16 protein-coding genes and 1 riboswitch are annotated in these 16,903 nt (G+C 67.3%); of the genes, 10 read left to right on the top strand and 6 right to left on the bottom strand.

Annotated elements, in window-relative coordinates:
- The first annotated feature begins 2 nt into the window (after nt 1-2).
- The gene (locus tag RAD16_RS18655) at nt 3-1,700 is read left to right on the top strand and encodes a ShlB/FhaC/HecB family hemolysin secretion/activation protein (RefSeq protein ID WP_458159352.1); all 1,698 of its coding nucleotides are present in this window, start codon (nt 3-5) and stop codon (nt 1,698-1,700) included.
- A 174-nt stretch (nt 1,701-1,874) separates the two neighbouring features.
- On the opposite strand, the gene bluB is transcribed toward RAD16_RS18655, so the two are convergent.
- Genes bluB through cobU form a run of 3 tightly spaced genes read right to left on the bottom strand, consistent with a single transcriptional unit; the run spans nt 1,875 to nt 3,794 of the window.
- On the bottom strand, nt 1,875-2,507 hold the full coding sequence (bluB, locus tag RAD16_RS18650) for a 5,6-dimethylbenzimidazole synthase (protein ID WP_458159351.1): 633 nt from the start codon (nt 2,505-2,507) through the stop codon (nt 1,875-1,877).
- A 4-nt stretch (nt 2,508-2,511) separates the two neighbouring features.
- Nucleotides 2,512-3,294 (bottom strand): adenosylcobinamide-GDP ribazoletransferase, encoded by a 783-nt coding sequence (gene cobS / locus RAD16_RS18645; protein WP_458159350.1) that lies wholly within the window; start codon nt 3,292-3,294, stop codon nt 2,512-2,514.
- Entirely contained in the window at nt 3,291-3,794 is a 504-nt protein-coding gene (gene cobU, locus RAD16_RS18640; protein ID WP_458159349.1) for a bifunctional adenosylcobinamide kinase/adenosylcobinamide-phosphate guanylyltransferase, read from the bottom strand. Before cobU ends, cobS begins: the two co-directional genes overlap by 4 nt.
- Nucleotides 3,795-3,915: 121 nt before the next feature.
- Between cobU and cbiB the strand changes: the two genes are divergently transcribed.
- Nucleotides 3,916-4,857 carry an adenosylcobinamide-phosphate synthase CbiB gene (gene cbiB, locus RAD16_RS18635; RefSeq protein ID WP_458159348.1) on the top strand — a complete coding sequence of 314 codons (942 nt, stop codon included), beginning with the start codon at nt 3,916-3,918 and terminating at the stop codon, nt 4,855-4,857.
- 11 nt (nt 4,858-4,868) lie between these two features.
- Nucleotides 4,869-5,834, top strand: coding sequence for a threonine-phosphate decarboxylase CobD (gene cobD / locus RAD16_RS18630; protein ID WP_458159347.1), 966 nt, complete (start codon nt 4,869-4,871; stop codon nt 5,832-5,834).
- Here the strand turns inward: cobD and RAD16_RS18625 are convergent.
- Together RAD16_RS18625 and cobO are read right to left on the bottom strand one after the other, a co-directional pair.
- A complete protein-coding gene (locus RAD16_RS18625) occupies nt 5,823-7,271 on the bottom strand; it encodes a cobyric acid synthase (protein WP_458159346.1) in 1,449 nt (482 codons plus the stop codon). The two genes, cobD and RAD16_RS18625, sit on opposite strands and share 12 nt — an antisense overlap.
- A gap of 5 nt (nt 7,272-7,276) precedes the next feature.
- Nucleotides 7,277-7,912, bottom strand: coding sequence for a cob(I)yrinic acid a,c-diamide adenosyltransferase (gene cobO, locus RAD16_RS18620; protein ID WP_128922604.1), 636 nt, complete (start codon nt 7,910-7,912; stop codon nt 7,277-7,279).
- Nucleotides 7,913-7,952: 40 nt separating this feature from the next.
- Nucleotides 7,953-8,173, top strand: a riboswitch (cobalamin riboswitch).
- 95 nt (nt 8,174-8,268) lie between these two features.
- Here cobO and RAD16_RS18615 point away from each other — a divergent pair.
- From RAD16_RS18615 to cobJ, 7 genes are read left to right on the top strand one after another with little or no spacing between them, the layout of a single operon-like run.
- Nucleotides 8,269-8,643 carry a DUF1636 family protein gene (locus RAD16_RS18615; protein ID WP_458159345.1) on the top strand — a complete coding sequence of 125 codons (375 nt, stop codon included), beginning with the start codon at nt 8,269-8,271 and terminating at the stop codon, nt 8,641-8,643.
- Nucleotides 8,640-9,674, top strand: coding sequence for a cobalamin biosynthesis protein CobW (gene cobW / locus RAD16_RS18610; RefSeq protein WP_458159344.1), 1,035 nt, complete (start codon nt 8,640-8,642; stop codon nt 9,672-9,674). The genes RAD16_RS18615 and cobW overlap by 4 nt, the downstream gene beginning before the upstream one ends.
- Entirely contained in the window at nt 9,674-12,922 is a 3,249-nt protein-coding gene (gene cobN, locus RAD16_RS18605) for a cobaltochelatase subunit CobN (RefSeq protein ID WP_458159343.1), read from the top strand. Before cobW ends, cobN begins: the two co-directional genes overlap by 1 nt.
- Nucleotides 12,919-14,082 carry a precorrin-3B synthase gene (gene cobG, locus RAD16_RS18600; protein ID WP_458159342.1) on the top strand — a complete coding sequence of 388 codons (1,164 nt, stop codon included), beginning with the start codon at nt 12,919-12,921 and terminating at the stop codon, nt 14,080-14,082. Before cobN ends, cobG begins: the two co-directional genes overlap by 4 nt.
- Nucleotides 14,082-14,711: a precorrin-8X methylmutase gene (locus RAD16_RS18595; RefSeq protein ID WP_458159341.1), complete on the top strand. Its 630-nt coding sequence runs from the start codon at nt 14,082-14,084 to the stop codon at nt 14,709-14,711. The genes cobG and RAD16_RS18595 overlap by 1 nt, the downstream gene beginning before the upstream one ends.
- 2 nt (nt 14,712-14,713) lie before the next feature.
- Nucleotides 14,714-15,445, top strand: a complete 732-nt coding sequence (locus RAD16_RS18590) for a precorrin-2 C(20)-methyltransferase (protein WP_458159340.1) — start codon at nt 14,714-14,716, stop codon at nt 15,443-15,445.
- On the top strand, nt 15,442-16,176 hold the full coding sequence (gene cobJ, locus RAD16_RS18585) for a precorrin-3B C(17)-methyltransferase (RefSeq protein WP_458159339.1): 735 nt from the start codon (nt 15,442-15,444) through the stop codon (nt 16,174-16,176). Before RAD16_RS18590 ends, cobJ begins: the two co-directional genes overlap by 4 nt.
- Here the strand turns inward: cobJ and RAD16_RS18580 are convergent.
- Nucleotides 16,152-16,898: a cobalt-precorrin-6A reductase gene (locus tag RAD16_RS18580; protein WP_458159338.1), complete on the bottom strand. Its 747-nt coding sequence runs from the start codon at nt 16,896-16,898 to the stop codon at nt 16,152-16,154. The two genes, cobJ and RAD16_RS18580, sit on opposite strands and share 25 nt — an antisense overlap.
- Nucleotides 16,899-16,903: the final 5 nt, after the last annotated feature.

Genomic DNA, 16,903 nt, shown 5'->3' with positions numbered 1-16,903 from the left:
GGATGCGGATTTGGGGGGCAGTGTTGGGTGTGGGGCTTGCAGCTTGCTGCATCGTGCCCGCGCGCGCCCAGATTCCTTCGATCAATCCCGGTGCGATCCAGAACGACATCGATCGGCAGCGACGGCAGTTCGAACAGCAGAGTGCGCCGCCGAAGCTGACCGGGCCGGCCGTGGTCGGCGGCGAGCGGGAGAAGTCCATGCTCCTGAAGCCGGGCGGGCCGAAATTCCGCCTGCGCAAGCTGGAGTTCGACCCGTCCAAGTTCATCACGCCGGCGGAGCTCGACGAGATCGCGAAGAAATATGTCGGCAAGAATGTCGACATCGCCGCGCTGCTGCAGCTCGTCGCCGACATCAACGCCATCTACGCCGCGCGCGGCATCGTCACGGGGATCGCGACGCTGCCGGAGCAGGATCCCAAGGACGGCGTGGTCAAGATCAAGCTGACCGAAGGCCGGCTGCAGAAGACGACCATCGAGGGCAACAAGCAGACCCGCACTGACTACATCCTGCAGCGCGTGAAGGAGCCCGAAGGCGAGGTCCTCGACGTTCCCAAGCTCAATCGCGACGTGATCTGGTTCAACCGGACAAATGACGTCCAGATCAAGGCGCTGCTCCAGCCCGGCACGAACTTCGGCCTCACCGACCTCCAGTTCGCGGTGATCGAGCCGCCGGTGGACACCTTGCAGCTCTTCACCGACAACCAGGGCGTGGAGAACACCGGACGCTGGGAAGGCGGGGCCTTCTACAAGCGCCACGGCCTGTTCGGCGTCGACGACCGCCTGACCTTCTACGGGGTGCGCTCCGACGGCAATCTGAACGGCAACGTCGCCTACAGCGTTCCGGTCAATCCCTGGGGCGGCCGCGCCGGCGTCAGCTATACCGAAGGCAAGATCAAGATCATCCAGGGACCGTTCGTCGCGCTCGACGTCACGGGACGGTCGAGCCAGGCGGCGGTCAATTTCAGCCAGCCGGTCTGGGTGACGCAGAACTGGCTGGTGCTGCTCAACGCCGCCGAGACCGAAGGCAAGACGGTCAGCCGCTTCTCCAGCGTCTCGGTGACCGATGACCACTACGACAAGGCCACGGCCGGCGTCTCGGTGACGAATTCCGGCAACACCTATTCGATCACGGTCTCGCCGGCCATCAACTACATCGAATGGCAGGACCACGTTCTCTCCAACAACAACCGCACGTTCAACACTTATACCGGGTCGTTGATCGCGAGCAGCGCCGCCGGTCCGGCGAACTTCAGCGCCAATGTGCTGGCGAGCTGGCAGTACACGCAGGAAAAGCTGCTGCCGGGCGACCAGATCTTCTCGATCGGCGGCCCCACCACCGTGCGCGGCTATCCAACCAATGCGGCCTCCGGCGACAGCGGCTATTATGTGAACGCCGAGCTGCACTACAACTGGTCGCAATGGCTGAGGGGATTTGACACCTACGTCTTCACCGACTGGGGCGCGGTGTATTCGACATTCCCCGGCGTGACCGAAATGGCCTCGGTCGGAGTCGGCTTCTCCTGGACCTACGCACAGTTCATGACGTTCGAGGCGAATTACGCGACGCCGCTGAAGATGGCTGTCTCGACCCAGAACCATTACGAGGCCTATGGCCGCGTCATCCTCCGGCCGCTGCTGATGTTCCAGAAGCCGGAAAGCTCTGCGCCGGTGGCGGCTGCGGCCGGCAGGAGCAAGTCGTAGCTAGAAACTGCGTCCTCTCTCTTCGTCTGCGCGCCTCTCTCCGTCGTCATTGCGAGGAGCTCTTGCGACGAAGCAATCCAGATGAGTCCCGCGGCAAGATTTCTGGATTGCTTCGCTGCGCTCGCAATGACGGAGGATGGTGCGACCGCTCCTGTCTGGCTGGCGAGCTTGGGGTCAGCGCCGCAGCGTGAACTCGTCCGTGCCGCGCCGGTGTTCCCATTTTGCCTGCTCAAGCTCCGGCTGGTCGCATTCGACCTGGGGATAGCCGATGCAGAGATAGGCGATGAACTTCCAGGAGGCGGGCACGTCGAGAAGAGCGCGGATGCGGTCCGGATTGAGGATCGACACCCAGCCGAGGCCGATGCCCTCGGCGCGCGCGGCGAGCCACATCGCGGTGATCGCGGCGACCACGGAATATTCCGTGGTCTCCGGCATGGTCGCGCGGCCGAGGCCGTGGCCGATGTCGCTGGCCTTGTCGGCGAACACGGCGAGATGGCCGGGGGCCTGTTCGAGGCCCGACAGCTTGAGCGCGGCATAGCGCGCGGCGCGCTCGCCGGAATAGCAGTTCAGGGCATCGGCGTTGCACGCCCTGAAGTCGTCGATCACGGCGCGGCGGCGAGCGGCATCATCGACGATGACGAAGCGCCAGGGCTGGCTGAGGCCGACCGAGGGGGAGAGGCAAGCCGTCTCGATCAGGCGATCGATGGCGCCGTCCGGCAACGGATCGCTGCGAAAGCGGCGCACGTCGCGGCGCCACACGAACAGCTCGTGCAGTTGCCGGCGGAAAGTGTCGTCGAACTCGACCATGAGGTCAGCGTCCCATCTGGAAGGCTGCGGCGACGAGCAGGATCAGGATCTCGCCTGTTTGCTCGAATGCGCCGAGGATGTCGCCGGTCTGCCCGCCGATCTGGCGGATGGCGAGCCGCGCCAGCAGCAGGCCGGCGAGCGACAGCAGGATCAGACCGGCAAGGGCCTTGCCCGGACCGAGCGCGAGGGTGAGGGCAAGCGTTCCAAGCGCGAAGGCAATGGCGACGCTGCGGCCCGGCGGCACGCCCGCGCTCGCTGAAAGTCCGTCCGGCCGCGCCGCCGGCACCAGCGACATGAAGGCAGGCACGCCCGCGCGCGCCGCGGCATGCGCCGCGCACAGCGCGAGCGTGACGGCCCAGGGACTTGCGATCGTCGCGAGCGCGCTCCAGCGCAGGCCGAACGACAGGATCAGCGCGCAGACGCCATAGGTGCCGATCCGGCTGTCGCGCATGATCTCGAGCTTGCGCTCGCGCGTGCGACCGCCGCCGAGCCCGTCGGCGGTATCGGCGAGGCCGTCCTCGTGCAACGCACCGGTGATGAGGGCGGTGGCCGCGAGAGCGAGCAGGGCGGCAATGTTCGGCGCCAACCCGAGCCGGCTCGCGACCTTGTAGACGAAAGCGCCGGCAAGGCCGACCAGCAGCCCCGCGAGCGGGAGCGCCCAGGTCGCGCGCGCAACAGTGCCGTCGGCCGCGGGCTTCGCCGATGCCACCGGGAGGATCGTGACGAACGATGCCGCCATCCGGAGATCGGCGACGATGTCTTTGAGAAAGTCGGCGCGCGGCATCATTTCAGCTTCATCGGCAGGCCGGCGACGACGAACTCGACCTCGTCGGCGACGCCAGCAATGATCTGGTTCATGATCCCGGCGGCGTCGCGATAGCTGCGCGCCAAGGCATTGTCGGGCACGATGCCGAGGCCGACCTCATTGGTGACGAAGACGACGGGGCTCTTCAGGCGGGGCAGGGCGCCCGCGAGCTCGCTCACCTCGCGTTCCCAGTTGCGCTCGGCGTGCATCAAATTGGAGAGCCACAGCGTCAGGCAGTCCACCAGTCTCGCGCCACCGCCATCGCTTGCGACCAGCGCGGGCACGAGGTCGAGCGGCACTTCGCGCTCGATCCAGTCGGTTCCGCGCCGCGCGCGGTGCTTTGCGATGCGTGCTTCCATTTCGGCATCGAGCGCCTCGGCCGTCGCGACGTAGACGGGCTGCCCGGGGAAGGCGCGCGTGCGCATTTCTGCACGCTTGCTCTTGCCCGATCGCGTTCCGCCCGTGATCAAGATGACGGCCATCAAACTCTCCTGTGGGCGTGACTAATCACCAAACGCGGCCAAAGACAAAGCCGAAATCAGGCGGGTAGGGGCTTGCGCTCGCCGCTGGCTTTGCGCAACAGGGGCGGGACAGGAGGCGGGTTTGGGCTTTGCGGGCGCGATGGTGGTGGCGATGGCGGTGGATGCCCTCCTGGGCTGGCCGTCATGGCTGTTCGCGCGGATCGGCCACCCCGTGACCTGGCTGGGCCGGCTGATCGGCGCCGTCGATTCCGCCTGGAATCGCGAGGCCGCTACGCCGGCGCTCCGCCGTGCCGCCGGTATCGCCGGAGCGCTTGTGGTGATCGCGATCTCCGTTGCACTCGGCTCGGTGCTGCAGTCCATGCTCCCATGGGGCTGGATCCAGATCGTGCTGGTCGGCGTCCTGGCCTGGCCGCTGGTTGCTTTGCGTTCGTTGCACGATCACGTGGCTGCCGTCGCGAACCCGTTGCGGGCCGGTGACATCGCCGCCGCACGAGAAGCTGTTTCGCGCATCGTCGGCCGCGATCCGGCGGCGCTCAATGAAGCCGGCATCGCACGCGCGGCGATCGAGAGCCTCGCCGAGAACGCCTCTGACGGCATCGTTGCGCCGGTCTTCTGGGGCACGCTGTTCGGTCTGCCCGGCATCTTCGGCTATAAGGCGATCAACACGCTGGATTCCATGATCGGCCATCGCAGCGAACGGCACGAAGCCTTCGGCTGGGCCGCGGCGCGCATCGACGACGTCGCTAACTTCATTCCGGCGCGCCTGACCGGTTTTCTGTTCGTGCTGCTGGCCCCACGACGATCGGAGGCGCTGTCGTGCATGACACGGGATGCGCGCCATCACCGTTCGCCCAACGCCGGCTGGCCGGAAGCGGCAATGGCCGGCGCACTCGGCGTGCGGCTCAGCGGCCCCCGCATCTATCACGGCAGCGCGACCGACGAGCCCTGGCTCAACGAAGGTGAGCGCGACCCGCTCGCCGCCGACATCGCCGAGGGATTGACCGTCTACCGCCGCGCCATGCTGCTGCTCGCCGGCGTCCTTGCGATCCTCGCCTTCGCGTGAAAGAACAGGGCATGCGCGAGCACGGTGGAAATCTCGATCTGGCCCAGCAGCGTTTTGGCGGACGCTCAGAGGACTGGATCGATCTGTCGACCGGGATCAACCGGGTGCCTTATCCCGTGGGCGAGGTGAGCGCGCGCGCATGGAGCGCGCTGCCGGCGCGCGCCGAGATCGAGGCGCTGCACCAGGCGGCGCGGCACGCCTATCGCACGAACGCGCCGGTCGTCGCGCTCGGCGGTGCGCAAGCCGCCATTCAATTGCTGCCGCAGCTCGCTGCGCCCGGCCGCGCGCGCATCCTGGCGCCGACGTACAATGAATATGCCGGCGTGCTGTCGGCTGCGGGCTGGGATGTCCAGGAGGTCGCGCAACTCGACGCGCTGGCAGGGGCGGACCTCGCCATCGTCGTCAATCCCAACAATCCCGATGGCCGGAGTTTTGCGCCAACGGATTTGCTCGCGCTGCTGCCGCGCGTCGGCCGTCTCGTGACCGACGAGAGCTTTGCCGATGCCGTTCCGCAGCTCTCGCTTGCGCCGGAAGCGGATCGGCCGGGACTGCTGATCCTGCGCTCGTTCGGAAAGTTTTATGGCCTCGCCGGCTTGCGGCTTGGGTTCGCAATCGGCAATGCGGTCGACATCGACAAGCTAGCGACATTGTCAGGCCCATGGCCCGTGTCCGGACCGGCAATCGCAATCGGCTGCCGCGCCCTGCGTGACGGCGCCTGGGCCGAAGCCACGTCCGCGCGGCTCACCCAGGACTGTGTTCGCCTCGACGAGATGGCGCACGCGCAGCGCTGGACGCTCATTGGCGGTGCACCGCTATTTCGTCTCTACGAGACGCCAGATGCATGCGCCGCGCAGGAAAAGCTGGCGCGCAGCCACATCTGGTCGCGCGTATTCTCCAGAGAGCCAACATGGTTGCGGCTCGGGCTTCCCGGCAGCGAAGCCGAATGGGAGCGCCTCGCCGAGGTTCTAGCGTGCTAGCGCGAGCAGGCCTTCGACATCGAGATGCTTTTCGATGTGATCGGCGAGGGCATCGAGCGCACTTTCGACCCTGGCGTGATAGGGCTCGTTGCCGGCTGGAATATCCAGTTTTGCCAGATAAGCCTTGCGGAAATTATCCGACGTGAACAGACCGTGCAGATAGCTGCCCTGCACGCGGCCATCGCCGGAGATCGCGCCTTCCGGCTCGCCGTTCAGCTTCGCGAACGGGCGGGCCCGATCGGGCCCATAGGTGCGACCGATGTGGATTTCGTAAGCCGCGATCGGCTGGTCGGTGGCGGCATGCACGGCCGCGACACGCGTCAGCGTCTTTTGCGGGCTCATCACTGTCGCCACGTCGAGAAGTCCGAGGCCCGGTGTGTCGCCGGCAGGGCCTTCGATGCCATCGGGATCGGCGACGCTCTGCCCGAGCATCTGATAGCCGCCGCAGAGGCCGAGCACGTGGCCGCCCCTGCGGTGATGGGCGAGCAGATCGATGTCCCAGCCCTGCGCGCGCAGGAAGGCGAGGTCGCCGCGGGTGGATTTTGAACCGGGGATGATGACGAGGCGGACATCGCCCGGGATCGCTTCGCCCGGGCGCACCATCACGAGATCGACGCCGGGTTCGAGCTTGAGCGGATCGAGATCGTCGAAATTGGCGATGCGCGACAGCGCGAGACAGGCGATCTTGCACTGGCCGGGCTTGCGCGAGTCACTGAGGCCCAGCGCATCCTCGGCCGGCAGCTCGCCGGCGCGCGAAAACCAGGGCAGTACGCCGAGGCCGCGCCACGCGGTCTTTTCCGCAATAAGCCTATAACCGTCGTCGAACAGCGTGGGATCGCCGCGGAACTTGTTGATGACAAAGCCCTGGATCATCGCGGCATCGTCAGGATCGATCACCGTCTTGATGCCGACGAGCTGCGCAATGACGCCGCCGCGGTCGATGTCGCCGACCAGCACCACCGGCACGTCGGCCTTGCGCGCAAAGCCCATATTCGCGATGTCTGCCTTGCGCAGGTTGACCTCGGCCGGGCTGCCGGCACCTTCGACCAGCACCAGATCAGCGCGAGCCTTCAGCCGCTCAAAGCTCTCCAGCACCGCGCCCATCAACGACGGCTTCATGGCCGCGTATTCGCGCGCACGGGCGGTCGCGATACGTTTTCCGTGGACGACGACCTGCGCGCCGACATCGGTCTCGGGCTTGAGCAGCACCGGGTTCATGTCGGTGTGCGGCTCGACGCCGGCGGCGAGCGCCTGCAGCGCCTGGGCGCGGCCGATCTCGCCGCCATCGACGGTGACGGCGGCGTTGTTCGACATGTTCTGCGGCTTGAAGGGGAGCACGCGCAGGCCGCGCCGCGTGAAGGCGCGCGCAAGGCCGGCGACGATGAGCGACTTGCCCACGTCCGAGCCGGCCCCCTGGATCATCAGCGCGCGTGCCATCGACTTCAGAACTCGACGCCGGCCTGCGCCTTGATGCCGGAGCGGAACGGATGCTTGACCAGCGTCATCTCGGTGACGAGATCGGCGATCTCGATCAGCTCGTCCTTGGCGTTGCGCCCGGTGAGCACGACATGCGTCATCTCGGGCTTTTGCGTCGTCAGGAATTCGACGACCTCGGCGATGTCGAGATAGTCGTAGCGCAGCGCGATGTTGATCTCGTCGAGCACGACCATGCGCAGGTTCGGATCGAGGATCAGCTCCTTGGCCTTCTCCCAGCCGGCGCGCGCGGCGGCGATGTCGCGGGCGCGGTCCTGCGTCTCCCAGGTGAAGCCTTCGCCCATGGCGTGGAACTGGCAGAGCTCGCCGAAATGGCCGGTGAGCAGCCGCCGCTCGCCGGTATCCCAGGCGCCCTTGATGAACTGCACGACCGCGCAGGGGAAGCCATGGGCGACGCAGCGGACGATCATGCCGAAGGCGGAGGACGACTTGCCCTTGCCGGCGCCGGTGTGGACGATGATGAGGCCCTTTTCGCCGCTCTTGGTCGCCATGATCTTGTCGCGGGCGGCCTTCTTCTTCGCCATTTTCTGGGCGTGCCGGGCGTCGGTTTCCTCAGCTGTTTGGGTATCCGGTTCTGGCGTCATCGTACCCGGTCCTTCGGCTTGACAAGAGGCGGCCGGGGGCAAATGGTGGCCCGGCGTTGGTTCCTGTCCTATGACAGGCGAAGAGGGAATGCGATAGGGTCCGAATCGGCAAGATTTTGATCCAAACTGCAGCCGCCCCCGCGACCGTGACCGGAGAGATGCCCAAAGCCACTGATCCCTCGCGGGATCGGGAAGGCGGGGATCGAAGGGCCCAAACCCTGCTCCGCAAGCCGGGAGACCTGCCAGCGCGGACGAGTTTTGGACCGGCGGACGGGGTGTTCCGCGACGGGGAAACGGCCTCTCAAGTCAGGGTCCGTGCGCCTCATCGCCTCCCGCTGTTTATCCTGGAAGAGGCGATGACGGTCACACTTCACGTCTGTATCACCTGCCGCGCCGGCCAGACGCTGGGCGAGGGCGAGACCACCCCGGGCAAGCGACTGCATGGCGCGATCCTCGAGGCCGGCGTGCCCGAGGGCGTCAGCGTGGTTCCCGTAGAATGCCTGTCTGCATGCAGCCAAGGCTGCTCTGTGGCGCTCAGTGCGCCCGGCCGCTGGTCCTATGTCTATGGCCGCCTGTCGGATGCGAATGCGCAGGACGTGGTCGCCGGCGCCGCGGCCTATGCGGCCGCGCCCGACGGCCTCGTGCCCTGGCGCAGCCGTCCCGAAATCTTCCGCAAGCAGTCGCTTGCCCGCATTCCCCCCATTGCCGTGTTGCCGGAGGCCGCTGAATGAACTCGCTTGCAAAAGTCCCGGTGACGGTGGTCACGGGCTTCCTCGGCTCCGGCAAGACGACGCTGATCCAGCACCTGCTCAGCAATGCCAACGGCAAGAAGCTCGCCGTGCTCGTCAACGAGTTCGGCAGCGAGGGCGTCGACGGCGAGATCTTGAAATCTTGCGCCGACGCCAACTGCCCGGAGGAGAACATCGTCGAGCTCGCCAATGGCTGCATCTGCTGCACCGTCGCCGACGATTTCATTCCGACCATGGAGCAGCTCTTGGCGCGCCCGGTGCGGCCCGATCACATTCTGATCGAGACCTCGGGCCTCGCTTTGCCCAAGCCTTTGCTCAAGGCATTCGACTGGCCGGAGATCCGCTCGCGCATCACGGTCGATGGCGTGATCGCGCTCGCCGATGCCGAGGCCGTCGCCGCCGGCCGCTTCGCGCCGGATCCGGATGCGGTCGAAGCCCAGCGCGCGGCGGACGAGAATCTTGATCACGAGACGCCGCTCTCGGAAGTGTTCGAGGACCAGATCGCCTGCGCCGATATCGTGCTGCTGACCAAGGCGGACCTTGCCGGTGCGGCCGGGTTGGAAGCGGCCAAGGCGGCGATCATCGCCGAGATGCCGCGCCGCGTGCCGATGCTTCCCATCACCGACGGCGCGATCGATGCGCGCGTCATTCTCGGCCTCGGCGCTGCCGCCGAGAACGATCTCGCCGCGCGTCCCTCGCATCACGATGGCGAGGAGGAGCACGAGCACGATGATTTCGCCTCCGTCGTGATCGATCTTCCGGAAGTGGCGGATGTCGACGCACTGGTCGCCTCCGTGCAGAAGCTGGCGCGCGAGCAGAACGTGCTGCGCGCCAAGGGCTACATCGCGGTGGCAGGCAAGCCGATGCGCCTGTTGCTGCAGGCCGTCGGCGAGCGTGTGCGCCACCAGTTCGACAAGCCCTGGGGCGCAGGCAACAGGCAGTCAAAGCTCGTCGTGATCGGCGAGCACGGCGATATCGACGAGGCCGCGATCAAGGCGGGATTGGGAGTCTGATGCACGTCGTCTTCCGCGAGAGCCGCGGTCTGGAGGAGACCGCGACGCCAAGGGACATCGGCCAGGACCCGGCCGATCTCGTGGTGCTCTCGTACTCGGATTCCGACCTTGCAGCGTTTGCGGCCGGCTGGCGGCGCGGCCAGAGCAGCCTGCCGTCGCTGCGGCTCGCCAATCTTGCGGAGCTGCGTCATCCGCTGTCGGTCGATACCTATATCGAGCGCACGCTGTCGCAGGCGCGGGGCATTCTGGTGCGGCTGATCGGCGGTGAGTCCTATTGGCCCTATGGCCTTGCGGCTCTGCAGCAGCTCGCCAAGGACCACAACATCGTGCTGGCCGTGCTGCCGGCCGATGGCCGCGACGACACGCGGCTGGATTCGTATTCCACCTTGCCGGTCTCGACGTTGCGGCGGCTCAAAGTGCTCTGCGACACCGGCGGTCCCGTCGCGGCGCAGGCGGCGATCGCGCAGCTCGCGCTGGCCTCAGGCCTCTATGCCGGTCCGGTCGTCGGCGAGATGACCGTGCCTGAAATGGGCTTCTACGATCCGGAGCGCGGTGTCATTGCCGCGCCGACAGCCAGTGAACGGAAGCCGCGGGCGCTGGTGACCTTCTATCGCTCCTATCTCACTGCCGCGGACTCCGGCCCGGTCGATGCCCTGATCGCGGCGCTGCGCGAGAAGGGATTTGACGCGTACGGCGTGTTCGCCACCTCGCTGAAAGCTGCGGGTGTTGCGGACTGGCTGCGTGAGCATCTCGCGAAGAATCCTCCGGCGGCGATCGTCAATGCGACGGCGTTCTCCGCCATCGGTGACGACGGTACGACGCCGTTCGATGCGGCGTCTTGCCTCGTGTTCCAGGTCGCGCTCTCGACCGCGCGGCGCGAGGACTGGGCGGAGTCGCTGCGCGGCCTGTCGCCCGGCGATCTCGCGATGCATGTTGTGCTGCCCGAGGTCGATGGCCGCGTGTTCACGGGCGTGGTGAGTTTCAAATCCGCCGCGGAGCGCGATTCCGATCTGCAGTTCTCGCATCTCGCGCATCGGGCCGACGAGGAACGCGTGACGGCTGTCGCCGCGCGCGTCGCGGCGTGGCGGAGCCTTGCGGAAAAGCCTGCTGCGGAGAAGCACGTCGCCATGGTGCTCTCGAACTATCCGGGTCGCCCGCACCAGATCGCGCATGCGGTTGGTCTGGATGCACTGGCTTCCGTCGAGGCCTTGATGTCCGATCTTGCGGAGGCCGGCTTCGGTGTCGCGCCGGTCCCAGCGCTCGGCGAGACGCTGCTGAATCAGCATCTGACCTGGAGCGTCGCCGATTACTGCGCGGCGCTCGCGCGTTTGCCGCAGACCTTGCAGGACGATCTCGCACAAGCCTGGGGGGCGCCGGACAGCGATCCGAGCTGCCGCGATGGCGCGTTCCATTTCCCGGCCGTCGCGTGCGGCCAATCGATCATCGCGGTCCAGCCGGAGCGCGGTGATGCGGTGACACGCGATAGCGATTATCACGATCTCGCCCGCACGCCGCGCCACGCCTATGTCGCCTTCTATCTCTGGCTTCGCGGGCAGGGGATTGATGCCGTCGTGCACATGGGCGCGCATGGCACGCTGGAATGGCTGCCCGGGAAATCCGTGGCGCTGTCGTCCGCCTGCTGGCCCGAAGCTCTGATCGGCGATCTCCCAATCATCTATCCCTTCATCGTCAACGATCCCGGCGAGGCTGCGCAGGCCAAGCGGCGCATCGGTGCCGTCACCATCGGCCATCTGCCGCCACTGCTGGAAATATCCGCGGTGCCGGAAGGCTTGCGCCGGCTCGAACGCCTGCTCGACGAATATTCGACCGCCGATGGTCTCGATCCCGCCCGCCGCCGGCGCCTGATCGCCGCGATCCGCGACGAGGCGCGCGCAGCAGGCCTCGAAGACGATCTCGGTCTCGATGCATCGGCCGCGCCCGCCGAAGCGATCCCGCGCATCGATCGCTTCGTCTGCGATCTCAAGGAAAGCCAGTTCGGCGACGGCCTGCACGTGTTCGGCCGCGGCGCCTGCGGCGATGCCGAGCGGGACGCGCTGCGTGCGGCGCTCGCAGGACAGCGCGTTGCGCCGGGACCATCCGGCTCGCCCTATCGCGGGCGCCAGGACGTGCTGCCGACGGGACGCAATCTCTTCGCGGTCGATCCCCGCGCGGTGCCGACGCCGTCGGCGCATGCGCAGGGCATCAAGCTCGCGGAAGAGCTGCTGCGCCGCCATCTCCAGGATCACGGCGATTGGCCGAAGGGCCTCGTCGTCGACCTCTGGGGCTCGGCGACGATGCGCACCGCGGGCGAGGAGTTTGCGATGGCGCTGCATCTCGCCGGCCTTGCGCCGCGCTGGGATCACGCCTCCGGCCGCGTCACCGGCTATGACATCATCGCGCCGGCCGAGCTCGGCCGCCCGCGCATCGACGTGACGCTGCGGGTCTCAGGCCTGTTCCGCGATGTCTTCGCGGGTCTTGCGCAATTGTTCGACGCCGCCACAGCAGCGCTCGCAAGCCGTGAAGACGAGGGCGAGGAGAATCCGTATCGCCATCGCGCCTCCCGCGTGTTCGCGCCGCGCCCCGGTCAATATGGTGTTGGCCTCTCTGCGATCCCCGATGCCTTTACGCCCGAGACCCGCGATGCCGCCGGCGAAGCCTGGCTGTCGGCATCGTCCTGGGCGTTCTCCGCCGATGGCGAGATCAAGCCGGATCGCATCGGCATCGAGCAGCGCCTTGCATCTGCGGACGCGTTCGTTCACGTCCAGGATCTGCCGGAAACCGATCTGCTGCTTGCGGCCGACTATGCCGCGCATGAAGCCGGCATTGCGGCGGCCGCAGTTCATCTCGGCGCGACGGGACCCTCGCTCTATCATCTCGACACGACGCGCCCCGACGAGCCGCACGCGCGCACGCTGACGGAAGAGATCTCTCGCGTCGTCCGCGCCCGCGCGGCCAATCCGGCCTGGATCGCCGGCATGATACGCCACGGTTTTCGCGGTGCCGCCGAGATTACCGCGACGCTCGAACATATGGCGGCGTTTGCGCATCTGGCCGATGCCGTGCCGCCGCACCTGTTCGATCTCTATTATGACGCGACGCTCGGCGATGCCGACGTTCGCACCTTCATGGCCCGCGAAAATCCGGCGGCACTCGCGGCGATGGAGATCTGCTTCACGCGCCTGCACGAAGCCTCGCTCTGGCGAACGCGCCGCAACTCGATTGCGGCTGCGCTGCGGGAGGCATCATGAGCGCGTCCATGATCAAGGGCTGGTGTCCCGGTGCCTTGCGCCCGATGCAATCGGGCGACGGGCTGGTGGTCCGCGTGCGCCCGTTCGGCGGGAGGCTCGATGCAGCGCAGATCTCCGGGCTTGCGCATCTGGCGGAGCGCCATGGCAATGGTCTGATCGACGTGACCAGTCGCGCCAATCTCCAGATCAGGGGCGTCACTGAGACCAGCCACCGCCTGCTGCTTGACGGTCTTGCGCAGCTTGCGTTGCTCGATCCGGACACCGAGACCGAATCCCGGCGGAACATCATCGTCACACCGTTCTGGCGCGATGGTGACGAGAGCCAATCGCTTGCTGCGGAGCTTGAAGAGGCGCTCGAGGGCTGCGCGCTCGCGCTTCCGACGAAGTTCGGCTTTGCCATCGATGACGGCACCTCGCGCGTGCTGGCAGGCGATTCCGCGGATGTGCGGATCGAGCGTGATCGTGCCGGCGGCCTCCTGGTGCGGGCTGATGGTGCGAAGCTCGGCCGCTCCGTTGCGCGCGGCGAAGCCGTGGCCGCTGCACTCGCGCTCACCCATTGGTTCGTGACGTTGGGCGGTGCGAGAGGCGGGCGCGGCCGCATGGCGGCGCATCTCGCCGCCGGTGCCATCCTGCCCGAGACGCTGCGTGGCGAGGCCGAGCCGGCGCCGATCATGGCTGCGGCGCGCCCCGGCCTTTATCCGCAAGGTGCGATGGTCGGCGTCGCCTTCGGGCAAATGCCGCATGCGACGCTCAGCCAGTTCGCTGGCTGCGGGCATGCGCTACGCATGACGCCCTGGCGCATGGTGCTGAGCGAAGGCAAGCGGACGATGCCGTCGGCGGCGGGCCTCATAACCGAGGCCTACGATCCGGCGCTGCGCGTCATCGCCTGCAGCGGCGCGCCGCGCTGCCGCGAGGCTCATGCCGACACCCGCGCGCTGGCGGCGGCGCTTGCGCCGAATATCGGCTCGGCCGCGCGGCTCCACGTCTCCGGCTGTGCCAAGGGCTGCGCGCATTCCGGTGCGGCCGCGGTCACGCTGGTTGCGACCGGCGCCGGCTTCGACCTCGTGCGCGGCGGATCGACGCGCGATGAGCCTATCCTGCGTGGCCTGGATCGCGACGACATCGTCAAGAATCCCTCCATCCTGATGGGAGGGCACTGATGCCGCATACTTATGAAACCGACGGCGCGGCGATCTACCGGCAATCCTTTGCGACCATCCGCGCCGAAGCCGATCTCGCCCGCTTCACGCCCGACGAGGAGCAGGTGGTGGTGCGGATGATCCACGCCGCCGGCATGGTCGGCCTCGAAGCTCATATCCGCTTCACATCAGGCATGGCGACGGCAGCGCGTGTTGCCCTCCAGAAGGGCGCACCGATCCTGTGCGACGCCCGCATGGTCTCCGAAGGAATCACGCGCGCCAGATTGCCTGCGGCTAATGCCGTCATCTGCACGCTCAGTGACGAGTCCGTTCCCGCGCTGGCGCAATCCATGCGCAACACGCGCTCGGCTGCCGCGCTGGAGCTGTGGCGTCCGCATCTCAGTGGTGCGATCGTCGCGATCGGCAACGCGCCGACCGCGCTGTTTCATCTGCTCAATATGCTCGAGGACCAAAGCTGTCCGCGGCCGGCGGCGATCATCGGCTGCCCCGTCGGCTTCGTCGGCGCGGCCGAATCCAAGGCGGCGCTGATGGCCGATCCGCCGGTGCCGGCGCTGACGGTCGAGGGCCGCCTCGGCGGCTCCGCCATCACGGTTGCCGCCGTGAACGCGCTGGCGAGCCGGAGCGAATAGAGATGGGACGCATCATCTGCTGCGGTCTCGGCCCTGGCGATCCTGATCTGATGAGCGTGCGCGCCGATCGCACGGTGCGCGGCGCAAAGCACGTGGCCTATTTCCGCAAGAAGGGCAGGCCCGGCCAGGCGCGGCGCATCGTCGAGGGCATGCTGGCGGCCGACGTCACCGAATATCCCATGGAGTATCCGGTCACGACGGAGATCGCGTTTGACAGTCTTGAATACGTCCAGCTGCTCGCCGGCTTCTACGACGAATGGGCGGAGCGGCTGGCGCGGCTTGCGCGCGCGGTCGACGTCGTCGTGCTCTGCGAGGGCGATCCCTATTTCTACGGCTCCTTCATGCATCTGCACAGCCGTCTGCAGGGGCGCGTCGAGATCGAGGTGATCGCCGGCATCCCCGGCATGGTCGGCTGCTGGAATGGCGTCGGCCAGCCGATCGCGCTCGGCGACGACGTGACGACGGTGCTGATGGGTACGCTTCCCGAAGGCGAGCTCGAACGCCGCATGCGCGATTCCGATGCGCTGGTCATCATGAAGACCGGGCGCAATCTCGCGAAAGTCCGCCGTGCGCTCGCTGCTGCCGACCGGTTGGATGATGCCTGGCTGGTCGAGCGCGGCACCATGCCGGGCGAGCGGGTGCTGCGGCTCGCCGAAATCGATGCCGCCGATTGTCCTTATTTTGCGATCGTGCTCGTGCACGGTAAGGGCCGGCATCTGGACGCCGCCGAATGACCGGCACGCTGACCATCGCGGGCCTCGGGCCGGGCAGCGATGCGCTGGTGACGCCGGAGGTCTCCGCCGCGCTCGCATCCGCAACGGACATTCTGGGGTACGCCCCCTATGTCGCGCGCGTGCCGCCGCGGCCCGGACTCACCCTGCATCCCTCCGATAACCGTGAGGAGTTGCGGCGCGCGAGCGAAGCCCTGCGGCTTGCAGCCGAAGGCGGGCAGGTCGTCGTCGTCTCCTCCGGCGATCCCGGCGTATTTGCGATGGCTTCGGCCGTGTTCGAGGCGCTGGAACAGGCGCCGCAATGGCAGCAGCTTCCGATCCGTGTGCTGCCCGGCATCACCGCGATGCTGGCTGCGGCTGCGCGCGCGGGTGCGCCGCTCGGCCACGATTTCTGCGCGATCAATCTCTCGGACAACCTCAAGCCTTGGACGGTGATCGAGAAGCGCCTGCGGCTTGCTGCCGAAGCCGATTTTTCGATTGCGATGTACAATCCGCGTTCGGCGAGCCGGCCGGAAGGATTTGGCCGTGCGCTCGCGGTCTTGAAGGATGCCGGTTGTGGCGATCGCCTCGTGATCTTCGCGCGCGCGATCAGCGCGGCCGACGAGACGATCACGACCGTCATGTTGAACGACGCGACGCCCGAGATGGCCGACATGCGCACGCTTGTCATCGTCGGCAACTCGCAGACGCGCCGCGTCGGCCGTTGGGTCTATGCGCCAAGGCGGGTCGAATGACCGAGCCACTGCATGATCTCGGCCACGCTCTCGACCTGCAATCGCGCGGGCAATTGCGGCCGCGAGATCATGATCACGGGCAGGCCGAGCCTACGCGCGGCGTCGATCTTGGCGCGGGCGCCGTCGCCACCGGAATTACGGGCAACGATCCAGGCGATGCCGCGCGTGCGCAGCATCTCCAGCTCCCCGTCAAGCGTGAACGGTCCGCGCGACACGATCACGTCAGCTACAAAGGGCAGGGGCGCTTCGGGCGGATCGACGAACCGCAGCGTGTAGGCGTGCTGCGGCTTGCGCGCGAAGGGCGCGATGTGCTGGCGACCGATGGCGAGGAACACCTTTGTGGGCGCTTCGGGCAGCGCGGCGACCGCGGCGGTGACGTCGGCGACCTCGATCCAGTTGTCAGCGGCCGCTCTGATCCAGGGCGCGCGCTCCAGCGCGATCAGCGGCGTGCCGGTGTCCGCACAGGCTTCGACCGCATGACGGCTCATCTCGGCCGCGAAGGGATGCGTTGCGTCGATGACATGCGTGATGCCTTCACGCCTGATGTATGCGGCAAGCCCGCTGACGCCACCAAAGCCGCCGATGCGGGTCGGCAGGGGCTGATCGGCTGGCGCGCGGGTGCGGCCGCCATAGGAATAGACGGCGTCGATGCCGGCGCGCGCAATCGCCGCGGCGAGCAGGCTCGCATCGGCAGTTCCGCCCAGAATAAGGGCGCGCGTCATGGCTG

Source organism: Bradyrhizobium sp. 18BD, from assembly GCF_054185225.1.
Note: the sequence above shows the minus strand (reverse complement) of the source record. Positions and strands in the feature narration are given on the sequence as shown.

Excerpts from the sequence above, each read along its gene's own strand:
- RAD16_RS18655 (WP_458159352.1), top strand. The coding sequence starts at position 3 with ATGCGGATTTGGGGGGCAGTGTTGGGTGTGGGGCTTGCAGCTTGCTGC.
- bluB (WP_458159351.1), bottom strand. The coding sequence starts at position 2,507 with ATGGTCGAGTTCGACGACACTTTCCGCCGGCAACTGCACGAGCTGTTC.
- cobS (WP_458159350.1), bottom strand. The coding sequence starts at position 3,294 with ATGATGCCGCGCGCCGACTTTCTCAAAGACATCGTCGCCGATCTCCGG.
- cobU (WP_458159349.1), bottom strand. The coding sequence starts at position 3,794 with ATGGCCGTCATCTTGATCACGGGCGGAACGCGATCGGGCAAGAGCAAG.
- cobD (WP_458159347.1), top strand. The coding sequence starts at position 4,869 with ATGCGCGAGCACGGTGGAAATCTCGATCTGGCCCAGCAGCGTTTTGGC.
- RAD16_RS18625 (WP_458159346.1), bottom strand. The coding sequence starts at position 7,271 with ATGGCACGCGCGCTGATGATCCAGGGGGCCGGCTCGGACGTGGGCAAG.
- cobO (WP_128922604.1), bottom strand. The coding sequence starts at position 7,912 with ATGACGCCAGAACCGGATACCCAAACAGCTGAGGAAACCGACGCCCGG.
- RAD16_RS18615 (WP_458159345.1), top strand. The coding sequence starts at position 8,269 with ATGACGGTCACACTTCACGTCTGTATCACCTGCCGCGCCGGCCAGACG.
- cobW (WP_458159344.1), top strand. The coding sequence starts at position 8,640 with ATGAACTCGCTTGCAAAAGTCCCGGTGACGGTGGTCACGGGCTTCCTC.
- cobN (WP_458159343.1), top strand. The coding sequence starts at position 9,674 with ATGCACGTCGTCTTCCGCGAGAGCCGCGGTCTGGAGGAGACCGCGACG.
- cobG (WP_458159342.1), top strand. The coding sequence starts at position 12,919 with ATGAGCGCGTCCATGATCAAGGGCTGGTGTCCCGGTGCCTTGCGCCCG.
- RAD16_RS18595 (WP_458159341.1), top strand. The coding sequence starts at position 14,082 with ATGCCGCATACTTATGAAACCGACGGCGCGGCGATCTACCGGCAATCC.
- RAD16_RS18590 (WP_458159340.1), top strand. The coding sequence starts at position 14,714 with ATGGGACGCATCATCTGCTGCGGTCTCGGCCCTGGCGATCCTGATCTG.
- cobJ (WP_458159339.1), top strand. The coding sequence starts at position 15,442 with ATGACCGGCACGCTGACCATCGCGGGCCTCGGGCCGGGCAGCGATGCG.
- RAD16_RS18580 (WP_458159338.1), bottom strand. The coding sequence starts at position 16,898 with ATGACGCGCGCCCTTATTCTGGGCGGAACTGCCGATGCGAGCCTGCTC.